Below are 18,963 nucleotides of genomic sequence, written 5' to 3' on the forward strand. Positions count from 1 at the left end.
ATGATTGATTTGTTAATTTTTCTTTCTCATGGTCCATTCACGGCCCGGTACATCCACCCTGAAGGTTTCCAGATCGCCCTGGTCTTGCAGCGTTACATACATCGTGCGGCCATCTTTTCCGCCAAAGGCAACATTGGTAGGCTTTTTACCTATCAGTACGATCTCCCTTAGAAGTTTTCCCTGCGGAGAAATCTTGGCGATAACCCCCTTGCCATATCTGGCCTGATAAATATTGCCATCTTTATCCACTCTCAGCCCATCCATACCAAAATCAGGAAATTCAATGATCAGGTGTTTGTTGCTGATCTCTCCTTTTGGTGACAGGTCATAGGCCCAAATTTTCAGCACCTCATTGACGTATAGGGTTTTGTTGTCGGGACTCACATCAATGCCGTTTACCGTTTTCATACTGTCTAACAGGGTAAATTTCCCGTCAGTATCTATACGCCAGATACGTCCTGTACCTGCTTTCCAGTTCGGGTCGCTGGCATAAAGACGGTCTTTATTGTCTATTGCAATATCGTTTGGCTGGCTCATACTTCCTTCATGCGCAAATACGGTCAGCTTTTTTGTCGCCATTTCTACCTTAAGGATGTTATGTTTTGTATAATCAGCAATCAGCATGTCGCCATGGCTGTCAAATCTGATCCCGTTGCCTACACTTCCTGCCGGCAGCTCCAGAAATATGCTGGCTTTCCCATCAGGAGTGATTTTTCCTATTGTACCTTCATGCTGATAATTTACTGCATACAGATTGCCATATTTATCAACTCCCGGTCCTTCTACACCAATGGTAAAGCTATTTTTGGGGGTTAAAAGAGAAGAAGTAAATAGTTCAGCAGATGAAGCCTGTGCTTTTACAGTAAATGACGCCCCTGTTAAAAGGGATAATAAAAGTAATGTTTGAGCACTTTTGTACCGGTAATTTTTGTTTTTAAGCATGAATAAAATGATATAAAGTATAGGTAAGGTACGAATTATGGTTTTGCGGTTGCTTTTCTTACTGCAGCAACTTCTGCCGGTGTAGTTGGCCCTGTTGCCGTATTGCCAAAGTTGCTTTTGATATAAGTTACTACCTGTGCTATTTCCTCATCTTTCAGAAAAGTTCCATGGGCAGGCATCACTTCATTATAGGAAGCGCCTTTGACCTGTACTGGACCAGTCAGGCCATTCAGGATCACACCGATCAGTTTGGTTTTATCACCAGTAACCCATTCAGACGAAGCCAGCGGAGGAAACCGGTTTCCATCACCTTTACCATCACGCTGATGACAAGGGCTACAGTAGTTGGTATAAATTTTTGCCGCAGCAAGTAACCTGCCCCTGTCCAGATTATCTTTAAGGCTATCCGGGGTTTTGATATTGGATCTGGTAAGTTTACGTTTTGCCATTCCTGCTAATTGTATAGGCCCAAAGGTTTTTTTGTTGCCTTTAAACATGATCCGCCAGATTTTCCCTTTTTCCGTATCGCTGATGTATAAGGATCCATCCGGACCTTCAGCCAATCCCATTGGACGATAAACGGCATCGCTTACATTAACGATTGGATCTGCTTTTGCGAAACCATCAGCAAATACCTCCCATTTACCGGATGGCAATCCATTTTTAAAAGGTACAAAAGCAATGATATATCCGGCCTGCGGATAGGGTGCCCTGTTGGTAGCACCATGAAAAGCAATAAAAGCCCCGTTTTTATATCTTGACGGAAATTGGTTTCCTGTATAAAAAAGCAAATCATTAGGGGCAAAATGCGCGGGGAAGGCCACTATTGGTTTTGGTAATTTAGCACCGTTACCTTCTTTTACCTTATCGCCGCCATATTCAGGATTTAATAATTTCTTTCCTTTTAACTGATCATAATAGTAATAAGGCCAGCCACCGTTAAAACCATTGCTGCCTATCTTAAAAAACTCTTCGGCAGGCAGCATAGCGCTTTCCCATGGTGTATAAATAGCAGGCCATAGCATTCTTAAATCATCTCTTCCATGGTTAATCGCAAATAGGGAATTACTTTTGTTATCCCAGGCCATTGCCACAATACTTCTTAAACCTGTGGCATACTTTACGCCATCAGCCTGTTTCTGATTGGTTTTGTTTTCATCAAACATCCATATCCCACCATGATCTACTAAAAAGGGGCTTCCGTCTGTCGGTGAATCGGGAGTTCCTACTCCAGGAGAGCCTGGCTGTCTATTTTTCACCTGCCCCGCATTGGAGCCCGCACCCCATCCTACAAACATATGCCCCTTGCCATCAAAAGCAAGTGGTTTTGTCTGGTGTTCATGGTAAGGGGGATCATCCACAACTATGGTATCCAGCTTACTATCAGGAACCAGCTGTCCCGGTTTCAATTTATACCGGTAAACTACCAGTTCAGAACTAAAATAGAGATATCCATTATGAATCCGCATTGCCGTTCCATAAGTATGTCCGTCATACTTGCCAAAAGGAATTACAATATCTGCTTTCCCGTCATTATCCGTATCCCGCAGAGCGATATTACCATAACCATCATTCATTCTATGGTTTCTGGCTTTTACATAAATATCACCGTTGTCATTTACCGCAATATGCCTCGATTGTCCATTTAAACTGTCGATTACAACTACAGCACGAAAGCCGACCGGAAGGGCAAGTCCTCCATTGTCCTTATCTGCAGGAGGCAAACCACTATGAGGTTTATATAAACTAAAACCCATTACTACTAAAAAAATCGAAAAACTAAGCAGGTAAAATTTTGTCCTCATATCAATAATTCCCTATTTGTGGTTCATTTATCATCTGGTTAATAATTTATAATATCTGGGGATACCTGTTCTTCAGCTAAAGTTTATCTATCCTTTCAGAAAAAAAGCGAAATATCAGTCAGTAAATTAAATGAATTTACAATTTAAATTGATTTTTGCACATATTTTCTAGCAATTCACCCCCCCTACATCACCTCTCTATAGCCAATTAGCTTATTTATAGCGCAGGATTTTTCAATATCTATCACAAAGACACCTATTAGGTCATATCAGACTAAGGAGATAGCAGATTTATTTGAAACATCTGTGTGACAATTCAGATTATAAGCGTGGAAAAATGACAAAACAACATTAGTCGCAATTAGTGATGCAAAAATCAAAGCTTTTTCAAAAAACATAATGATCAATAGAAAATCACCATCAGGCAAACCATCAAGATGTTTTTAATAAAAAATTAGGGACACAAAACAGTCAACAAACAACTGAGATAGGCAAAAATAATTAATTGAGCCAAATTGGATTTGTAAGCGCCAGCATTTTACCATCTAACTTACGGATTTCCGCCCGGATGTAAAATGTAGATCCTCGTTTAACTTTTAGCCGAATCATTTTTGAATCTGAGGTAACCGGAATTTTAAAAAGTAGTCCCTTACTCCCTATCAATGTCATTACCGAATTTTCGCAACCTTTAATATCCAAATATACATGAATCAAAGGATCAGAATGTTGTGCCAATGTTTCGCCTATATTCGCAGTTTCACCAGCAGAGCGAACCTCAAATTTAAGCAAAACTGAATCTGTAGCAGCCAGATAGACCCTGCCTTTTTTAATTCCCTCAATAATTCCATTTCTTGATAATGCATTTGCATAAACAACTGTTTGCGGCCGGCCGAGATTATTTGCAGAACCGCTAATTGTATGTGTGTCACTAGCCCCTATAGCAGTTTTCCTTAATTTTTTTTGCAATAGTCCATCCCACCATTGTAATGCCAGTTCATTTAATTTGTTCCATTGGCCATTCCAAATTTCAATGCCATCGAATTCCTGAATTTCAAATTTGAATGTTTTATCTCCCTTGTCAAAAAAAGGATGGTTGATAATAGCCAGTCCATTATCCTGATGAACCTGTTCAATATACTTTTCTATGACTTGATCTTCGGGTATATAACGCCAGTCGATCACTGTTTCAGGCTGAAGCCCAATGGCATTCCAATGGCCGTAAGCTGTAGTAGTTACTTCCTCACCATTAATAATCAGCAGGTTTTTTGAATCATATTTACCCCAGCTTAAATTAGCCGAATTGGTATTATGTTCCGTAGAAATAATATAATTGAGTTTTTTGGTTTTGGCCTCTGTAACCAATTGTTCAACGGTGCGTTTTCCATCAGAATGTAACGTATGCATATGAAGGTCACCCCTGTACCAGCCTGCAATAACATTGACCTGTGTAGCAGCAGGTCTGATCTCGAATATTTTTTGATGTTTTCCAGAAACGAGGGTTATTTCCAGCGTCCAGTTGAGTCCGGCAAGTGCAATTGCCGATGGGTAAACTAAAACATTCCATGTTCCTGCTTTGATAGTACCTGCTATATAACCTGCAGATGCTTCTCCCTCATTGATAAAGAATTCTTTTTTAGCTCCTCCAGACCAACCCCTGAATCCGGAAACATTTCCAACTTCATGCCCCTGGGGCCCATAAATCCCCAAATTAAAAACGTTGTGATTCATGTCATCATATCTCTCTTTTACCCTGATTTCAGTTGTTCCCTCGGGCACATCAAACGGGACATAAAGTAATTTGAAAATTTTATCGTTGGTGATATGCCCACTTTTGATGACCGTGTCTAATTGACGGGCAGATACGAAATGATAGAAAAATTGAAGGATCAGAATAAGGGACAGGGTTTTCTTCATGTTATTGATTAAGACCTGCAAATTAATCAGTTCATATTAACTGACCATTAATCCTGCCATAAATAGCCTTACCTTAATTCTCAACAACAATTATAGTTAAACCCTGGTCAGTTATACTATTCCGCTCCGGGAACGAACAACTGATCAGGGTTTAGACTGAAATTATTTCAGCCTGTTTTCAAAAAAAGCTAAAGTATGCGCCCATGCTTCTTTTGCAGCAAGGGGCTGATAACTTTCACGTTCATCACAATTAAAACCATGATCTGCATAAGATATGGTTACACTGGTATAATCTTTACCGGCTGCTTTTACTGCATCAACGATAGTAGTGATTGTTTCCTGCGGGATATGCTTATCCAGTCCTCCCCAATAAAACAGATGCGGTCCATTCAAATTCACAGCTTCATCAGCAAATTGATCCAAACCACCGCCATAATAAGAAACTGCTGCGGCTAATGGCAATGTAGCATTAGCCAGGAAAGAGACCCTGCCACCAAGGCAAAAACCTACGCTGCCTATCTTATCCTTCGAAACAGTATCCTGTTCCAGCAGAAAATCATAAGCGCCTTTCAGGTCTGCGGTTAAACCTTCCTTAGTGATAGCCTGGAAGTGTGGTACTACAGAAGGAAAATCATTATAAGCAACTTCGATACGTCTTACCGTACGATGAAAAAGGTCTGGCGATACGACAGCATAACCCTCGGCACATAATCTTTCCGCTACATTGCGGATATGATGATTTACGCCAAAGGCTTCCTGTAATAAAATAATAGCCGGAAACGGCCCGGCTCCTTCCGGAAAAGCAGTATACAGATCAATTTCAGTGTGATCCGCTAATGTTACGGTATTGAATTCGTGATTTGTCATTTATTTTAAACGGTTAAAAAGTAATCTTCTTATGATAATCAATGTAAGAATTAACTATGCTGTGTGGAGTTTAAAAATTCATCATTCTCATCATATCCCGGATCTGTATCGATCAGATCATCATCGTCATCATCCAGATCCAAATCATCTTTGTCGGGTTCTTCAGGCAAACTATCGTCCTCATCTAAATCGAAGTCATCACCATCCAGCTCATCGTCTTCGTCATCATCCGGATCGTCATCATCCGGATCAGTTGACAAACTGGTAAACTGGCCTTCGCCAGTATCTTCACCATCAGGTCCCGAATTAGTATCTTTATCATTCATTTCTTCCAATAAGCTATCTACATCGGCAGTTCCTACCTCATCAGTTTCCGGTAATGTTTCATCACCTGCTTCTGAGGGGTCGCCCATAACTTCCGCTTTTTCATTGTCGGCTGAATAAATAGATTGGCTCTGTTGGTTTTTTTCTTCTACGTCAGCACGCTCGTTTTGCACGTAGGTTTGATTTTGATTTTCCATAGTAGAATAATTTAGTAGAGTAATCAGACAACACCAATTCATCCTAATGGTTCTCAGAATTTTCAATCTCTTTTCGTCAACAAACTAGGATGACAGTTGAGGCTCTTCAGCGCCGTCGGGAGTAGCTGCGATTGGAACAATTAATAATTGATTATCTTTGAAGATATTACCTACCTAAGATGAAGAATAAAGACGGCCAACTATCAGCAAGAGAACCCCTATCCGGCGAATATGACTGGGATGAAGAAGATCAGGCATTTATCAGTACGTTGAATGATGAAAGAGCGGCGGCACTGGTTAAGCGTATGAAAAATGCATCCTTTTACAGGTCTTTATTTTTATACTCGAAATACTCTATTTTTGTTGCCTTTATCATTGTATATACAGTGAGGTATTTTCATTACCAGTCATTGAGCATTGTTATTCAGCTGATTATTATCCCTATCGGGATATCTGCTATTTTCTCCTTCTTCAAATTAAGAAGGGTAGAATCAAATACAGATTATAAAACCCTTTTTATAGAAGAAGGCTAATTTGCCCTTTTCTTTTCATCTTCACTGGCTGTACTTCTTTTACGGGAAGCAGCAATATTTTTACCCAGTTTGTAAGAAAAACTTAGCGTAACAGTACGGGTATCATTTTTCTGGAATAATCCATTATTCTGTCCCTGGTTGTTAACCAGTATCTTATAAGGGTTACCATCTAAAATATCAGTTGCACTTAATCTGATCGTTCCCTGTTTATTCAATACCGATTTACTGATTCCGCTGCTCAGGTCATAAGTCCTGGCAATTTGCAAGGTACCCTGCTCCACTGCACTTTGGTACCAGCCACTGAGTTCGGCCTTCAGCCCGCTGTTCTTGTCGAGAGTAAAGGATTGATCAGTTCTCAGATAACAGTAAAAATTACGATAATTATAACTTTGCAGTGCGCTATTTGCTTTTTGCGATCGATGGTAGCCCTGTACGGTATTATCTATTTCCCACCAGTCTGCAGGGTGATGAACTGATGAAAGTTCCAGGCCGATATCCCTTATACTTCCAATATTCAATTGTGTATCATAAACCGTTTTATTTACATTATCCTGAACAGTAACGTTACTGGCAAGGTCATCCTGCTGGTTAATCACAGCAGCAAAAGTATAATTCTGCTTTAAAGTATAACTCAACCCTACGCTATTAAAAATAGCCGGTCTTAAAAAAGGATTCCCATCCTGGTAACTATAAGGACTTGTATAAAATTTAGCCGGGTTAAGTTGTCTGTAATCTGGCCGGTCTATTCGTCTGGAATAAGTAAAACCAAATTCGTCATGGTCTGAAGCTTTATAGGTAATAAATGCTGTAGGGAACAAACGCAGGTATTTGTTGGTATTGATCGAGTCCAGTGAGACAGAATATCCTTTTGTACGGGTGTATTCAGCACGAATACCTCCTTTAAAATTCCATTTGCCAAGGTCACCGGATATACTGGTATAAGCAGCAGCAGTGTTTTCTGTATATTGGAATTGGTCGCTTCTTGAAGGATCAAGCACAGGGGAAACACCTGCCGTGTTAAAGAAATCAAACTGGTTTTCACTCACAATACTGGTATATTTTAAACCTGATTCCATGGTCCATTTTTTACCTAATTTATAATCGTAATCTACCTTACCCGACCAGATATTTATTTTTTGCATGGCGGGAGAGGATATCTGATAAGGAGCAGAAGCCAGGCTTCCATCAGGCAGATAACTGAGGTTATTCAGGTTCTGTGTGTTGTTTTTCTGATAAGGAACATAATCCACATCTACATTCAGGCTCTTGCCTGAGGTATCCAGTTTCACCTTATAATTCAGATTAAAACTATACTGATTAGTATGGCCCTGGTTTTGGCTTAGCGTATGCAGTACAGAATCAGGCACAAGTTCATGGTTATTGTTCACATTGGTTCGCCCGGTACTCACGATGGAATTTGCAGAATTATTTCCGGTAACCAATATGCCCACAATCTGGTTGTCTGTTAAATTATAATCGGCACCAGCAGTATAATTACTGGTTTTACTATTTGATAAGCTCACTCTGTTCAGATCCCAATAAGAATAACTTGCCGGGGTTTGATAAATGGTATATGTATTCAAATGACGCTCAATATTCCGGTCAGAATAACCATAACTTCCAAAAACATTCAATTTATCTTTACGGTAATTGAACACACCGTTGGCTGTATACCGGCTCCTTTCACCCTGGGTATAACCACTGCTTAAAGAAGCATTAAACCCTTCTGCTTTAATCTTTTTAGAAACAATATTGATCACCGCCCCGCCCTGTGCTTCATATTTGGAAGAAGGATTAGGCATCACTTCAATTTTAGAGATATTATCTGAAGGAAGGCTTTGCAGATAGGCAGAAAGGTCATCGCCAGATAAGCGTACAGGTTTACCATCCATGTAAACGGTAACCCCTTTGTTATTAGCCTTTACATTACCATCGGAAGTGGTTTGAACGCCCGGGGCCTTACCTAAAGCATCCCAAACCGAACCACCGCTGGCCATAATACTATTTTCTACGTTGAAAACCACCATATCTACCTTACGTTCTATCGTAGGTTTTTTAAAAGTGATAGCCACTTCGTTTAACTGTTTACCTTCGCTCAGCATTTTCAAACTAAGACTGTCCTTGGGCATACTGAAAGTACGCAACAGAGATTTATAACCAATCAGGGAAACTGATAGTTGATATGGAGATTGGTTGAGGCCGGTTAGTATAAACTTTCCCTGGTCTGCCAGCTGGCTGCTGATTACCTGTCCGTTTTGGGAAAGTGTTACCGTAGCTGCGTCTAAAGGTTTTCCCTCGGCATCATTAACAAATCCGCTAAGCCTGTGCTGTGCCGCTAGCTGAAAAGGAAGTACAAAGAGCAGGATATAAAATAAAGATTTCATGAGTTTTAATTATGATACAAACGTACCCTGTTGCTTCCTAAACGAGAGTTAAGTTGAGTTAAATAGAGTTAAATCGTATCTTGACCAGATCGTAACACGTAAATTATAAAGAACTTAGCCCTATGAAATGGTTTAATGCTAAATATACCTATGTGCTTATTGTACTTTCCCTGGTGTTATGTACAGGTCTGCAGGTCATGTGGCTGCAACAGCTTTTTTTAGCGCAGCGTAAACAGCTGAAGGAGGAAATTGAGCATGTGATAAGCAATACTGCGCAGACCAATGTTTATCTTAGCCTAACCACGCTGAAAAGACCTGGAAACCTTCGTCAGATTAAACAGCTTTTCCTTTCTCCCGAGTGGGATCAATTGCGTCAATCATTTGACAACATGCGCACCCTACATGGCATGAATGGGACCTTTAGTATCAGTATCGATAATGACAGTACTTCAGTAATGATGAAATTCAGTCTGAAAGATGTTCCTGTACATAACCATAACCAAACTTATAGCAATTATGGTGGAATGACAAAGGCTCAAGTCATCAGAAATGACAGAATATCTTTATTAGAAATGAAAAAAAAGGTAGTTTCCAACTTAAGACTGATGGGTATTACATCTAAAATATATCATATTATTTATGTCTATAACAGATCTAAAATACAGATAAATTTAGCTCCAAAAGGAGGGACCTCTGCGTTTACCAGTAAATTATACGCTTATGACATACAGAATTTTTATAAATATCAATTGTATCTACCAACTATCAATTCAATAGTATGGTATAGAATGCGCTACTACCTGGTTTCCTCGGTGCTCATGATCCTGCTTACCTGCACTGCTTTTTATTTTATACTGAGACTCTTACGTAAACAGCAGTTATACGCCCATGCCAGAGCTGATTTTGCCAGTAACATGACTCATGAATTTAAAACACCGATAGCTACGGTATCCGTTGCACTGGAATCTATTAAAAAATATAACCTGATTAATGACCCCGAAACCTTGCAAAACTATCTGGATATCAGTCAGCATGAGCTCCAAAGATTGAACCTGATGGTGGAAAAAGTATTGAATATAAGCCAGGATAACGATGGGAACCACCCTCTTCATTTGGAATTATATGATGTACAATCAGGACTGCAGCAGGTGATCTCTTCTATGCAACTGCAATTGTTAAACAGCCACGCCAGCATTCGTTTAAATGCATCCGCCGAACCTTGTTTTGTGTTTGGAGATCCGGTACACCTGACCAATGTTTTTTATAATTTAATCGATAATGCCATTAAATATGCCGTTGACACCTTGGAATTACAGATTGATTGTGAATGTGATGCAGGTAGAGTAGTGCTTAGTTTTAAAGATAATGGGCCAGGCATTGAAAAAATTTACCAGGAGACTATCTTTGAAAGGTTTTTTAGGATTCCCGGAGAAGGCAGCACACATAATGTCAAGGGATCAGGACTGGGCTTACACTATGTAAAAGGAATGGTAGAAAAACATAAGGGTACCCTAAAACTAAAAAGTGAGCCAGGCAAGGGAAGCAATTTCATCATCACTTTACCAGCAGCAATATGAGTTTTAAAGTATTATACGTAGAAGACGAACCTTTTTTATCGCGTATTGTAAGCGATGGTCTCAAAAGCAGTGGTTATATTGTTCAGGTAGTTGGAGACGGTAACCTGGTCATGGATGCTTATGGAGCTTTACAGCCCGATATTTGCATCTTAGATATTATGTTGCCTTCAAAAGATGGTTATGTACTGGCACAGGAATTACGGGCCATACAACAAGATCTACCCATTATATTCCTCAGTGCAAAAGTGCTGACCGAAGATGTGGTAAAGGGATTTAAAGTGGGTGGCAACGACTACCTTAAAAAACCTTTCAGCATGGAGGAATTACTGGTGCGGCTGGAGGCTTTGCTGCAGCGTTTTGGCCGAAATACCACGATTACATCTCCTGAGCTTAGTACCATATATTCTTTTGGCCATTGCCAGCTGGATACCGTGCAGCAGAAACTAAAAACTTCTACCGGTGAACATTCACTGTCCTTCAAAGAATCAGCCCTACTGGAAATGATGATCCTACGCAAGAATGATGTGCTGGAACGCCAGGAAGCATTGCTTAAGATCTGGGGTGACGACAATTATTACAATACGAGAAGCATGGATGTTTTCATGACCCACCTGCGAAAACTACTAAAAGATGAACCGGATATTCAAATTATGAATTTAAGAAGCATAGGTTATAAGCTCATCTGCTGATGCCTAACTCTCTAACTTTTTCTTCCTTAATGTATTAATTATAATAGGATAATTTCTTCTACAGGAAGCTTTGTCACCCTCGAGATCTGCTCTAAAGAAAGATCGATTTTCTTTAATTCCTTAGCAATTTCGTAAGCTTCCTCCTGTCTACCTTTTTCAATCCCTTCCTTTACACCTTCTCTTTTACCCTCCCTTACACCTTCTTTTTTACCTTCTTTTTTACCTTCTTTTTTGCCTTCTTTTTTGCCTTCTGCGATACCTTCTTTTTTGCCTTCTGCTAGACCTATTTCCCGGGCTTCTTCTTTCGCATAATCCATGATATTTTTATTATCCCATCTGCGCATTTGACTTCTAATGTAATCCATTTTTTCTTCCTTTTTTAAGTTACTATATTCTGCTATGTTAAATAATTTCTCAAATATTGGCTCCTGAAAAATCACTGGTATTTCTTTCATATCCGCAATATTTTTCAGCAAATACAACCATTTGTCCAGGTTAGTTTCCAATTCATCTTCTCCTTTTATGAAATTAGCCAGTTCAATAAAAATAAACCCTGATTCACTATGAACAATATTCCTTGTATACCTGTCGCACAGACACATATCAGTCAAAAACTGATTTTCAGGATTAATATTTAAAGTAGAATCTCCAAGGATCCCTATCACATATACTTCGTTAAAATCATATCCCCATTCATAACGTTTACCTTTAGGTGCCTGCCCGCTAATCTGATGTGAAGCATAAAACAAGGCTCTTTTGATAAAATTCTTTTGTTTTCTGCGCTGAACCTCTATTAAAAAATGATCTCCATGATCGTCTGTACATAATACGTCAAAAACAGCCCCTCCTTCTTCTTTGATATCTCCCGGATGATCGTTCTTTCCGTAAACTAAATCAATGATATTTTTCCTTCCCTTGAAAATTTCATTCAAAAAAGTAATCAGCAAATCCTTATTGGATTCACTTCCGAATATTTTTTTAAAACTAAAATCCAAAAGTGGATCAATATAACGGGTTACCTCAGCAGTCATATACGTTCATTTATTAAGCAAATATATTACATAAACCGATTATTTAAAAATAAATGTTCTTAAAAAACAATAAATAAAATTTAAAAATAAACTTTATTTCACAAATGGTAAATTAAATTTGAATAAATGAAAAGCCTAGCAGTAAAAACCCAACTGCAGATTTAACAGCTGGAGAAACAGTTTGGATGAACTATGTCGTTAGACAAAGTCTTGAATTAGGAAGAATTTCATCATTTGGAATTATCTTCTATCATCTGTCCGATAAACTCTACCAGATCGAGGCTCATACTACCATCGGTATGCCATACATAACCTAAATCCGTATCCACTATCGGATAGACAATGCCTAACAGTTCGGGGATTACTATTCCATAAATATCTTCATCCTCATTCATCGTTACTATAAAATGATTAGGTTCATCCAGTGGGGTAACCGTAACCGTTTTATATAAAAAACGTATACTAAATTCCTGCATTTCCATAAAAACAGACAGTTTATTTGTTTGTTTTGATTGATTTAAATTAACACTTAATTTTCTTCAGACTGCTTCAATTTACGATTATTTTACAGAAAACAAACAGCTTGATATCATGCAAAATTGCGCGACTCTACCAAAGAATAAACTAGCGTAAGATACAATTTCGCTGGAATGAACCAAAAAGAAAATTAAAAAATTGCGTGTGCTAAAAATTTAACAGACTAGTGTCACCAACTGCTTTGGCAGCAGCTTTTTTGCTGATGTGGCACGATCTGTGCAACAACCCGTCTTTACACCAATTCTTATCTTAATAAAATCAGATTATGAAATTTTCAATTTTGCCGGTAGCCTTAGTGGCGGTCGTTTTGCTCTCACAAGGTTGTGTGAGTAATAAAAAATTTAGTGACTTACAATCTAACTATACCCAATTACAATCAAAAAATAACGATCTCAACAACAAGTATCAGGAAAGCCAGAATGGATTATCCAATGCCAATACAAGGATAAAAAGTTTAGAGGAGCAACTGGCTAATGAACGCGCCAACGTGGCCGCTTTACAGGCTTCACTGGACAAAGCATTAAGTTCATCCAATCAGGGGAATGTCAACATTTCTAAACTGGTAGATGAAATCAATTCATCAAATAAATATATCCAGCATTTAGTTAACGTTAAAAATACAAGTGATTCACTGAACATGGTACTGACTACAAACCTTACCCGTTCATTAAGTGCAGACGAAACTAAGGATGTAGATATTAAAGTATTAAAAGGCGTAGTTTATATCTCGCTTTCTGATAACATGTTATATAAATCAGGAAGTTATGATATCTCTGACAAAGCAGGACAAACATTAAGTAAAATTGCAAAGATCATTACAGATTATCATAACTATGATGTGTTGATTGAAGGTAACACCGACAATGTCCCTGTTAACATGCCTAATATCCGTAATAACTGGGATTTAAGTGCTTTAAGGGCTTCGTCCGTAGTTCAGGCTTTGCAAACTACCTACAATGTTGATCCAAAAAGACTTACTGCCGGTGGAAGAGGAGAATTTAATCCTATAGCCGATAACAGTACGGACACCGGTAAAGCACAAAACAGACGTACCCAAATTATTATCACACCTAAACTGGATCAGTTTATGGAATTGATCGGAAAAGCTCCGGCTCCTAAACAATAATTCACATTCTTTAATTGAATTATCCCCTATTTTCCTGTAACATGGAAGATAGGGGATTTTTTATGCTTTTTTCAACGGTCGGGTATAATTTCCTTTTACAACAACCAGAAGCACCAAAAAAAATCTGTAATACCGTAAAAAACTAAATATTTTATTCCCAATTACTTACATTATTTATAATAAATAGTACTTTGTGGTATAAATCATTTTAGCACTCTCCTATGATATATAGATTCATCGTCTTTTCCTTATTTATCTGCTTTACCTTTACTGCAAAATCACAGAACAATCTATCCATAACAGGAAAAGTAACCGACGAAAAGAATCTTCCCATGCCCGGAACAACTGTTTTTTTAACAGGTACAAAAAGTATAATTTCCTGTTCAGCTTCAGGCGATTTCCGGTTATCCTATCTCTCTCCCGGAACTTATGAAATCGTAGCAAAAATGATCGGTTATGAGCCTTTTATACAATCTATCAAAATAACGGAAAAATCTACTGTACTGAATATTCAGCTCAAACCAAATAGCCAGCAGTTAAAAGTAGTAACCATCACTGCCGACAAGAACAGGCCCAGGTATCTTGCCCAGTTCACAAAAGAATTTATTGGTCAATCCTATAACGCCAGGTATTGCAAAATAGTAAACCCGGAAGTACTGTTCTTCAGTTTCGATAAAAAGACCAAAGTACTCACTGCCAGTGCAGATGAGTTTCTAACCATAGAAAACAAAGCTTTGGGATACCAGCTCAAATATCTGCTTACTTATTTTCAATTTGACGACAATACCGGCATTGTAAGTTATCAGGGTTTCCCTTCTTTTGTGGAAACGAGGGGTACAAACCAGGAAGAAGCCAATTGGTTAAAAAACAGGAAAATTGCTTATTTAGGTTCTTCCACCCATTTCTTAAAGTCAATTTACGATCATCGTGTAAAAGAAGAAGGCTATCTGGTCTTTAAGTTACTGAACCGTCCAATGCAGGGAGTTCCGGACGACCATAAAATCAGAAAGCCCATAATTGTAGAAAATGAACCTGTTTTAATGGATAGCCTTTTAACAGTAGTGGACAACAATACCGTATCTTTAAGTTATCGGGATGCTTTATATGTGATCTATAAAAACGAAGAAGAACAGGAAGAGTATCTGCGCTTAGGGTATCACATTGGTATACAAGCAGGCAATATAATCACGGGCCAGCGTTCCTTTGTTTACCCGCTTACCAGGAGTATCAATATTGATAACAACGGATTAGCCAGTCCTGCAAATGGTCTCTTTTTTGAAGGATACTGGGCCTGGGAAAAGATGGCCGACCTCATGCCGCAGGAATATACAGTTCATTAGCTCACCGGTGCCTGAGCAGCGGCGGACAGCGACCTTCTTCTAATCCAAAGCGGTATCAGTAAAAGAATCAGTAAACTACATGAAATCCCCACAGTATAACTCAACTGGTGAAAACGCTGGTCTGTTATACCCTCATGAAAAAGCGTTTTTAACTGCGTGCTGGATAAAATGGCACCCAAGTACCCAAATGTTCTGTACAGACCAAAAGAGACACCTTTTTGTGCCAATGGAGCTTCAATATTCAGCAAAGCTTGATTGGCAATCATGTTTAAACCTTCTGCTACACCCAGGATGATGGTCAGTATAAAAATCATAAAAATGCTCACTTGTGCATTCAGCAAATAAAAACCTATACAAGTGATCACCATAAATACTACTCCCAATAAATTTTGTCTGAACAGTTTTGTACTTTTTGAGATCAGCAGCCCTACACCTATTGCAACTATCGAATCGGGCAACATCATCAAACCGGTTTTCGCCGGCTGAAGGTGCTTAATACCTTCAATCCATTGCGGCAAAGCATATAGCATAATATAGAGCACATAATTGGTAGCCAGTGTCCTGAGATAAACCAATAATAAAGCTGGTCTGTCTGCCAGCAACCTTACATCAATAAAAGGAGTTTGCTCTTTACGTTCCCACACAATCAATAAAATCAGTAAAAGTACCGGCGGTATAATTAGCTCCCACATAAAAGGACGCTGTATAAACAGGAACATAAATGAGAGCAGAAACAAGCTAAAAATGAGTATTCCGATAACATCCAGTTTTTTAAACAGGCTTTCTTTAACGGTAATTGGTGCTGCCGGATAATCCGGGATGGCCCTCGACAGATAAACAGCGAGCAATACCCATGGGATATTGATAAAAAATATCCCTTTCCATCCCAGATATTGTGTCAGCAAACCACCCAGTACAGGCCCGAGGATCATACTTACCTGACTGGATATCGCTACAATACCCAAAACATTACCAGGAACAGGTTTATTGGCCTGTGCATATTTTCTATTGATCAGCGCCATGGCTGATGGATAGGCAGCAGAAGTACCCAAACCAAGGATAATCCTTGAAACAACCAGCCAGGAAATGCTGGGTGCTACAACGCCGATAATCGCGGCAATCATCACTAAAATGAAACCCAGGGTATTGATCTTCTTTGCACTGAATAAATCAGCCAGGCGTCCCATCACGGGCTGGGCGATTGTAGACGTAACATAAAGTGAAGTGATCAGGATAGCTCCCTGGCCAACGCTTACTTTAAAAGAATTACACAAAGGGATCAATGCAGTGGCCAGCATTGTTGAATTTAAAGGGTTCATCATGGTACCCAGTACCAGCGGCAGCATAAACCTATAGGAAACGGCTTCTTTTTTTACCTGGGCGCTCATTCTGTCAGTCTATCTATTAACGTAACAGCTTTTTGCAAGAGTTCCTGCTCATCGGCCGATAAATGTTGTGCAATGGCATTACTTAGCCATTCATCACGTTCTTCGCGGGTGTGTTCTACCATTTCCCTGCCGTAACTGGTTAATGAGATCGATACTTTTCTCTTATCTGTAGAAGAAGGTGTTTTGCTGATTAATTTGAGCTCTTCGAGATGGTTAAGCACCTGCGACATCGATTGTGCTTTCACTTTTACCATTTCGGCCATTTCTGACGGAAAAAGAGAAGAATGATGAAATAAATTAGAAAGTGTAGTTACCTCGGTCATAGAGAGACCGTCCACAGTTCTCATCTGCCGGCTTAATCTTTTATGCAGTTTTGAGATAACTGTTCTTAGCGATGATGAAAGCGTATCATTTTTCATCGCAACCTGGTTTTAAGAGGGATAAAGCTATTGGGATCATATCTTGCTTTTTGGTAATCACCTGTCCGGCTAATAATTAAATTAAAGCTGTACAGATTAATATAAGTTTAACTTGTAAGTTTACCTTACAAAGGTATATACTTATTCCAACCAAGTAAGAAGTTATATAGAATATGACATTAAGCTGCTAAGCCAGAAAATCCTCAGGGCAGAAATTCGCGCGGGGGAATTCTGAAATATTTTGCTAAAAGCGCGATATGTTTAAGATTATACTTAGCAGGATTACGTGGATTTTCCACATTTCCAATGAATGATCCTTTCGTTTGAATGATTTCTGCAATATCCTTTTGCCTTAACCCTTGTTCCACCCTCAGGTTTTTTACTTTTTCTATAACGTAAAGTTCAATATCGATAGTATTAATTGTTCCGTTCATTACACACGACAATAATGGTTATTTAATGTTATTTATTAATTCAAAAATAATTATTTCAATGGAAATATCAAGGACTTATGACCCAAAGAGGAATTTAATAAGGCACCATCCTGATTTTTTTAATACATTTGAAACTTTGCCTTTATACATCCATTTACTAATTAGCTTTCCCTTCCGCAATGAATAAGTTTCTCTATGGAATTGACTTTGGAACAACCAATTCTGCACTATCTATTTTCGATGAAGAAAAAAAAGAGATTATCACCACGATTATAGTTCCTTCCCTGATCTATTTCCCCCAGGATCCGGCAACAGCTGCCCCCTTAAATTATGTAATCGGCGAACAGGCTATTTCTGCCTACCTCGAAGACGGAATGAAAGGACGGTTCATTAAATCCATCAAACAGATCCTGTCGAGGAGCAGCTTTATAGAAACACGTATCCAAAACAAAAGATACAATGCCTCAGACCTCGTGGCCTTAATTCTGAAAGACCTGAAAGCCAAGGCAGATGAAATTATCGGATATGATTGTCAGAAGGCAGTGATTGGTAGGCCTGTGTTTTTTGATGACGATAGTACTTTAAAAGATACCCTTGCACAAACACGGTTAAATAAAGCGGCAGAAATTGCCGGATTTACAGAAGTACGTTTTCAGTTTGAACCTATCGGGGCTGCCTTTGCCTACGAAAAAACGATTAAAAAAAAGGAAAAAGTATTGGTAGCCGATCTGGGTGGAGGAACAACAGATTTCACTTACCTGGCACTTGACCCTGCACAAGTGGGCAGTAAAGACAGGAGAAATGATATGATTGCTACCGGTGGTATCTATATTGGGGGCGACAGTCTTGATTCTGCATTTATGTGGGACAAGGGAACGCCGCATTTTGGCAAAAACACTTTGTACGAAGCAACACCCGGCAAAGTACTTACCGTTCCGATATCACTATTTGCCAATATTTGTTCCTGGGACCAGATGAATTTTTTTAACGGCCTCCGGATAAAGAAAGACTTGCAGGATTACTATTATTATTCAAAAAACGACAGGAAATTTAAAAACCTGCTTACCCTTATTGATAACAACCTGGGTTATTCCCTTTTCCAGGCCATTGAAAAAACAAAGATCGAACTGTCTGACCAGCCCGTTTCCCGCTTTGCCTATTCGAATATGGAAATTGAAATTGACGACCAGATTTCCATTGATCAATATGATGCCGTTATTCAAAAGGATATCAAAAAGATCAGTGTTTATCTGGATGAATTTATGCTCAAACATGAAATTAAAGCAGAAGATATAGATAGTCTTTTCCTTACCGGGGGTACGTCAATGGTTCCTGCCATTAAGGCCCTGTTCAGCGAACGCTTCCCTCATATCCCTGTAAATTCCGGAGATAACTTTCAAAGCGTGGCCAAAGGCCTTGCTTATAGTGGCTACTTATTTGGGTAGATTAATACTAC

The 18,963-nt window shown here is 39.0% G+C and carries 17 protein-coding genes; 6 read left to right on the forward strand and 11 right to left on the reverse strand.

Features of this window, described 5'->3' with window-relative positions; genetic code table 11:
- Window positions 1-12 precede the first annotated feature (12 nt).
- The 5 genes from GSQ84_RS01385 to GSQ84_RS01405 all read right to left on the reverse strand — a co-directional run bounded on the left by GSQ84_RS01385 (window position 13) and on the right by GSQ84_RS01405 (window position 6,049).
- Complete coding sequence (locus tag GSQ84_RS01385; RefSeq protein WP_158795464.1) at window positions 13-942, reverse strand: SMP-30/gluconolactonase/LRE family protein; 930 nt, start codon at window positions 940-942, stop codon at window positions 13-15.
- A gap of 35 nt (window positions 943-977) precedes the next feature.
- Window positions 978-2,747: a c-type cytochrome gene (locus GSQ84_RS01390; RefSeq protein ID WP_158795465.1), complete on the reverse strand. Its 1,770-nt coding sequence runs from the start codon at window positions 2,745-2,747 to the stop codon at window positions 978-980.
- A gap of 501 nt (window positions 2,748-3,248) precedes the next feature.
- Window positions 3,249-4,661, reverse strand: a complete 1,413-nt coding sequence (locus tag GSQ84_RS01395) for a CehA/McbA family metallohydrolase (protein ID WP_158795466.1) — start codon at window positions 4,659-4,661, stop codon at window positions 3,249-3,251.
- A gap of 162 nt (window positions 4,662-4,823) precedes the next feature.
- A complete protein-coding gene (locus tag GSQ84_RS01400) occupies window positions 4,824-5,528 on the reverse strand; it encodes a dienelactone hydrolase family protein (protein ID WP_158795467.1) in 705 nt (234 codons plus the stop codon).
- 50 nt (window positions 5,529-5,578) lie between these two features.
- Window positions 5,579-6,049, reverse strand: a complete 471-nt coding sequence (locus GSQ84_RS01405; protein ID WP_158795468.1) for a hypothetical protein — start codon at window positions 6,047-6,049, stop codon at window positions 5,579-5,581.
- Window positions 6,050-6,228: 179 nt separating this feature from the next.
- Between GSQ84_RS01405 and GSQ84_RS01410 the strand changes: the two genes are divergently transcribed.
- Window positions 6,229-6,582, forward strand: a complete 354-nt coding sequence (locus tag GSQ84_RS01410) for a hypothetical protein (RefSeq protein ID WP_158795469.1) — start codon at window positions 6,229-6,231, stop codon at window positions 6,580-6,582.
- On the opposite strand, the gene GSQ84_RS01415 is transcribed toward GSQ84_RS01410, so the two are convergent.
- Complete coding sequence (locus GSQ84_RS01415) at window positions 6,579-8,966, reverse strand: outer membrane beta-barrel family protein (RefSeq protein WP_158795470.1); 2,388 nt, start codon at window positions 8,964-8,966, stop codon at window positions 6,579-6,581. The genes GSQ84_RS01410 and GSQ84_RS01415 overlap by 4 nt on opposite strands.
- Window positions 8,967-9,088: 122 nt before the next feature.
- On the opposite strand from GSQ84_RS01415, the gene GSQ84_RS01420 reads away from it, so the two are divergent.
- Entirely contained in the window at window positions 9,089-10,543 is a 1,455-nt protein-coding gene (locus tag GSQ84_RS01420) for a sensor histidine kinase KdpD (RefSeq protein WP_158795471.1), read from the forward strand.
- Window positions 10,540-11,232: a response regulator transcription factor gene (locus tag GSQ84_RS01425; protein ID WP_158795472.1), complete on the forward strand. Its 693-nt coding sequence runs from the start codon at window positions 10,540-10,542 to the stop codon at window positions 11,230-11,232. Before GSQ84_RS01420 ends, GSQ84_RS01425 begins: the two co-directional genes overlap by 4 nt.
- Window positions 11,233-11,270: 38 nt before the next feature.
- On the opposite strand, the gene GSQ84_RS01430 is transcribed toward GSQ84_RS01425, so the two are convergent.
- Both GSQ84_RS01430 and GSQ84_RS01435 read right to left on the reverse strand, forming a co-directional pair.
- The gene (locus GSQ84_RS01430; RefSeq protein WP_158795473.1) at window positions 11,271-12,263 is read right to left on the reverse strand and encodes an Rpn family recombination-promoting nuclease/putative transposase; all 993 of its coding nucleotides are present in this window, start codon (window positions 12,261-12,263) and stop codon (window positions 11,271-11,273) included.
- A 230-nt stretch (window positions 12,264-12,493) separates the two neighbouring features.
- Entirely contained in the window at window positions 12,494-12,745 is a 252-nt protein-coding gene (locus tag GSQ84_RS01435) for a hypothetical protein (protein ID WP_158795474.1), read from the reverse strand.
- A gap of 320 nt (window positions 12,746-13,065) precedes the next feature.
- On the opposite strand from GSQ84_RS01435, the gene GSQ84_RS01440 reads away from it, so the two are divergent.
- Complete coding sequence (locus GSQ84_RS01440; RefSeq protein ID WP_174238624.1) at window positions 13,066-13,926, forward strand: flagellar motor protein MotB; 861 nt, start codon at window positions 13,066-13,068, stop codon at window positions 13,924-13,926.
- Window positions 13,927-14,147: 221 nt separating this feature from the next.
- Entirely contained in the window at window positions 14,148-15,266 is a 1,119-nt protein-coding gene (locus GSQ84_RS01445) for a carboxypeptidase-like regulatory domain-containing protein (RefSeq protein WP_158795475.1), read from the forward strand.
- On the opposite strand, the gene GSQ84_RS01450 is transcribed toward GSQ84_RS01445, so the two are convergent.
- The 3 genes from GSQ84_RS01450 to GSQ84_RS01460 all read right to left on the reverse strand — a co-directional run bounded on the left by GSQ84_RS01450 (window position 15,263) and on the right by GSQ84_RS01460 (window position 17,507).
- Complete coding sequence (locus tag GSQ84_RS01450) at window positions 15,263-16,654, reverse strand: MFS transporter (protein WP_158795476.1); 1,392 nt, start codon at window positions 16,652-16,654, stop codon at window positions 15,263-15,265. The genes GSQ84_RS01445 and GSQ84_RS01450 overlap by 4 nt on opposite strands.
- On the reverse strand, window positions 16,651-17,073 hold the full coding sequence (locus GSQ84_RS01455; RefSeq protein WP_158795477.1) for a MarR family winged helix-turn-helix transcriptional regulator: 423 nt from the start codon (window positions 17,071-17,073) through the stop codon (window positions 16,651-16,653). Before GSQ84_RS01455 ends, GSQ84_RS01450 begins: the two co-directional genes overlap by 4 nt.
- A 203-nt stretch (window positions 17,074-17,276) precedes the next feature.
- Complete coding sequence (locus GSQ84_RS01460; protein ID WP_158795478.1) at window positions 17,277-17,507, reverse strand: helix-turn-helix domain-containing protein; 231 nt, start codon at window positions 17,505-17,507, stop codon at window positions 17,277-17,279.
- 179 nt (window positions 17,508-17,686) lie between these two features.
- On the opposite strand from GSQ84_RS01460, the gene GSQ84_RS01465 reads away from it, so the two are divergent.
- Window positions 17,687-18,952 carry an Hsp70 family protein gene (locus tag GSQ84_RS01465; protein WP_158795479.1) on the forward strand — a complete coding sequence of 422 codons (1,266 nt, stop codon included), beginning with the start codon at window positions 17,687-17,689 and terminating at the stop codon, window positions 18,950-18,952.
- Window positions 18,953-18,963 lie beyond the last annotated feature (11 nt).

The sequence above is a fragment of the Pedobacter sp. L105 genome (genome assembly GCF_009765875.1).
Taxonomy (GTDB): Bacteria; Bacteroidota; Bacteroidia; order Sphingobacteriales; family Sphingobacteriaceae; genus Pedobacter.